A 3407-nucleotide genomic window follows, 5' to 3' on the forward strand; every position below is an offset into this window, starting at 1 on the left:
GAGACAAACAGCGCCTTCCAGTCCAGCAGCGGGCGCGGTTTATCTGCCCACACCAACTGACGCGAAACATCGGTGCATAACGCATGGAACAGGTCGTTCTGCGGTAATGTTCGTTTAGCATCGTTGATGGTAATTTCGAGGGGGCGGTGTGGGTCGTTGGGCAGGGAATCAATAAACGCTTTCAGGTTTTTTCGTATTCGTTCATCACGCAGCAGGAAGCATGTTTTATCCATCACCCACCTCTGAATTTACCCACCCAAACAAAAAGGGCCGCCATTGCCAGCAGCCCCACGATGCATTCTGTTAGATATGCGGTCATTCCTGCTTCCCTCGCTTTAAAATCCCATGACTTCTTTCAGCGGCTTTCTGTTCGCCTGTTTACCGGCTCGCCGCTCAGCCTCTTGCTGGTCACAGGGGTAAATTTCTACATCGCGTTGGTCAACGTACACTGTCCCCGTCTTACCATGCCGATTGAGGCGAAGAATGAGTTCGGTAAGTGTTTCGTCGGCGTGGTCGTCGTAAACGTGATCTTTGTAAATACCCAACCAATAATCACAATCCTGCTCAATCTGACCACTTTCCCGGCTGTCACTGGGCATGGGGCGCTTGTTGGCGCGCTCTTCTAGATTGCGGTTTAGCTGGGTCAGTAGCACCACGACGGTATCCAGTTCTTTGGCAAGGTTCTTCAGCGCCTTGGTGATATTGCCAAACGCCAGCGCATTGGTATCGGCTTTATCGGTCGTCATCAGCGTCAGGTAATCCACGCCAATCATGCCTATTTTCCCTTCGCTCCGTTTTAGTTTCCGGCACTCTGCCTGGATGTGCGCCAACGTCATCCCCGGTTGATCGTCCAGCCAGATCCGTGGGTGATTGCGCATCCGTTCAACCGCCGCGTAAACCTTTTTCCAGTCTTCCTGATTTTTCGCTCCCTGATAGAACATGTCGGTGTTCACGTGTGCCTGCTGCCCTACCATGCGCTCGAAAATCTGTTCTTCTGGCATTTCCAGACTGAACATGGCGACGGGGAGCTTCGTGACATCACCCATATGCAGAGCCATCTCGGTCATCACCGTCGTTTTTCCCATCTTGGGCCGCGCACCTATCACGAACAGCGAGCCTTTGACGATAAATTTCGGGTACAGCAGTTTATCCAGGTCGGGTATCCCTGTTGACAGGCCGCGATGGGCCTCGGGATTATTACAGCGCGCTTCAATCGCCAGTATCTACCGATCGGCAACGTCGTCAATGCGCCGTAATCCCTTTTGGTTGCCGGTTTGAGCATAGTCCGTGGCTTCGGTTATCAACCGTTGGGCAACCTCCAGTTTTTCCGCTGCGCTCATCCCGTTCCGTTCGTAAAACAACGCCGTGATCTGGTTAGCCTGACGCAGTGCAAAACGTTCTGTAGCCTTGTCCCGCACGACATTGGCATATCCCACCACATTAGCGGCACTGGGCGTATTTTTTGCTATCTGGGCCAGGTAGGAAAATCCACCTACCAGATGGAGCAAACCACGGTTTTCTAACTCGTCGTTCACCGTGAGGCTGTCGATAGTCTTGCGGTGTGTATTCATCTCCTTCAGCACGGAAAATATCGCCTGGCAATGACTGCTGTGGAACGATTCGGGTTTGAGAAAAGCCATCACGCTCTGAGCATTGTCGCTCTGCGCATCCAGTAGCAGACTACCAATCACCCCTTCTTCGGCATCCAGACTGTACGGCACGGTCGGTATACTCTGGGTCATAACGCCCCCTCACGGGTTTTCAGCAGGGTATCGCTGCGTAGCAGGTAATCAAAATTGGCCTGCCACTGACGGGGATTTTCGCCAAAGTAAAACGGCTTGGCGGTCTCCATGAAGTACTGGAAATACTTTCCGGCGGCCTCTGACGTGGGCTCTGCCAGCTCGCCCAACAGCCGCTTGATAGCGTGGCGGCGGGCATCGTTCAGGGTCGAGGCATTGGGCAGGCGATTTCCCGCGGCATCGTTGTAAGCCTGAAGTACCGCCTGATAGTCAGGTGGTGCTGTTTTGGTTTTTTTGCTTTGCAGGGAAGACCCTTCATCGCCCCCGGTAGGGGGTAAGGGGGTTTTAGGTTCTATGACTGGTTCAAAAGAGTGACTGATTCTGGTGCCGCCTGTCGGCATAGGGGTGCCATTTCCCGGCACAGGGGGTGTGCTGGTAGTCGGCATAGGGTTATCCAATTTCAGATAGTAAACATTGGATGCATTACCCTTGCCATTATTCGTACCGGTACGATTTTCTTTTACCAACAAACCCGCCTTTTCCAGTGCATCAATGTGATCTCGAACAGTGCTTTTACTGCATTCACAATGATCGGCAATATGCTGATACGAAGGCCAGCACTCCCCTTTGTCGTTGGCATTATCAGCCAGCTTCAGGAGAACCAGCTTACGTATCGGGTTACCGACTTTGATATTCATGGCGCTAGCCATCAATGACATGCTCATTTGCGTTTCTCCTCGGACTCATGCTGAGCCAGGTAAAGTTTTTGTTGCAGGCGGAAGAGTTCGGCGAATTTCTTCGCCGCATTCTCCGGCATCAGTGTTTGGGGTTCAGGATGAGGGCGATACGTGCCCTTTTGCTTGAAATTCCGGCTGCTCCGTGCCATAATTCCTCATGAAATCAATTTGTTGTTGCAGTTTTAAGCCGGAAAAGTGTTCTCCCACTGTTCGGCTTTTTCTTTGGTCAGATACCCCGCCAGCCGTTTGGCTAACTCAGCCATTTCATCATCAGCAATGCCGTAGTTCAGCACAGCCAGCATCAGGCTCACCTGTCGAAACAGACCGTTCTTCCAGCGACTGACCTGGTACTCCGGTACGTTCATGGCGGCGGCAAAGGCTTTCTGTCCCATCAGGGCTAACTTGTTGAGTAACGCCGACTCGATGTGAGCGGCTTTCTTGCTTTGTGTTGCGTGGTTCATTTGTGATACTTCTCCGTGTTGTTTTGGTGCCGAACCATTCCTTCGGGTATTCTTCGTTTTCCACAACTAAGAACCGAAGGGGGTTCGACATGTCTGAACATAGATTTCTCGTTAGAAATCCCGTTGCTAAGAAAGATTCTAGTACCGGTAAAATAGTGATTTGCTTGGAGGTTCATGCTCTCCACAAGCTTCATCAGCCTCCAACTGATATGAGTCCAGACAAGAATGAATATCTTCTCGACTCAGATTCAGCACGATTACTGATTTCCCAAGTCCAGCAGGTGCTAGATCAGGAACCAGAAGCTTGAGTGCATAGAACGCAAGATTTCTGCGTATGCGTTGCATATATCCGTCATTCCGCACCTACTTTAAGAATAAATTCGACGGTATCGCTCGCCGAGAACATCAACGATGGTCTTGTGAACAGAATTGAGGTTGGATACTTGTGGTGGTCTGTCACCAATACTGAA

4 protein-coding genes and 1 pseudogene are annotated in these 3407 nt (G+C 51.2%); all 5 read right to left on the reverse strand.

The window, feature by feature from the left end; translation table 11 throughout:
- Positions 1–233: recombination protein NinB (locus ACTBDZ_RS16250; protein ID WP_438816079.1), on the reverse strand; the 233-nt coding region annotated here is incomplete at its 3' end.
- 102 nt (positions 234–335) lie between these two features.
- Positions 336–1742: pseudogene (locus tag ACTBDZ_RS16255) on the reverse strand (replicative DNA helicase).
- Positions 1739–2464, reverse strand: a complete 726-nt coding sequence (locus ACTBDZ_RS16260; RefSeq protein ID WP_438816080.1) for a helix-turn-helix domain-containing protein — start codon at positions 2462–2464, stop codon at positions 1739–1741. The pseudogene ACTBDZ_RS16255 and the gene ACTBDZ_RS16260 overlap by 4 nt, the downstream one beginning before the upstream one ends.
- On the reverse strand, positions 2461–2625 hold the full coding sequence (locus tag ACTBDZ_RS16265; RefSeq protein ID WP_438816081.1) for a hypothetical protein: 165 nt from the start codon (positions 2623–2625) through the stop codon (positions 2461–2463). The genes ACTBDZ_RS16260 and ACTBDZ_RS16265 overlap by 4 nt, the downstream gene beginning before the upstream one ends.
- A 33-nt stretch (positions 2626–2658) precedes the next feature.
- A complete protein-coding gene (locus tag ACTBDZ_RS16270; RefSeq protein WP_438816082.1) occupies positions 2659–2937 on the reverse strand; it encodes a CII family transcriptional regulator in 279 nt (92 codons plus the stop codon).
- Positions 2938–3407: the final 470 nt, after the last annotated feature.

It is taken from the genome of Symbiopectobacterium sp. (assembly GCF_051710365.1).
GTDB lineage: Bacteria > Pseudomonadota > Gammaproteobacteria > Enterobacterales > Enterobacteriaceae > Symbiopectobacterium.

Coding starts and splice junctions, on each gene's coding strand:
- ACTBDZ_RS16265 (WP_438816081.1), bottom strand. CDS start 2,625: ATGGCACGGAGCAGCCGGAATTTCAAGCAAAAGGGCACGTATCGCCCT.
- ACTBDZ_RS16270 (WP_438816082.1), bottom strand. CDS start 2,937: ATGAACCACGCAACACAAAGCAAGAAAGCCGCTCACATCGAGTCGGCG.
- ACTBDZ_RS16260 (WP_438816080.1), bottom strand. CDS start 2,464: ATGAGCATGTCATTGATGGCTAGCGCCATGAATATCAAAGTCGGTAAC.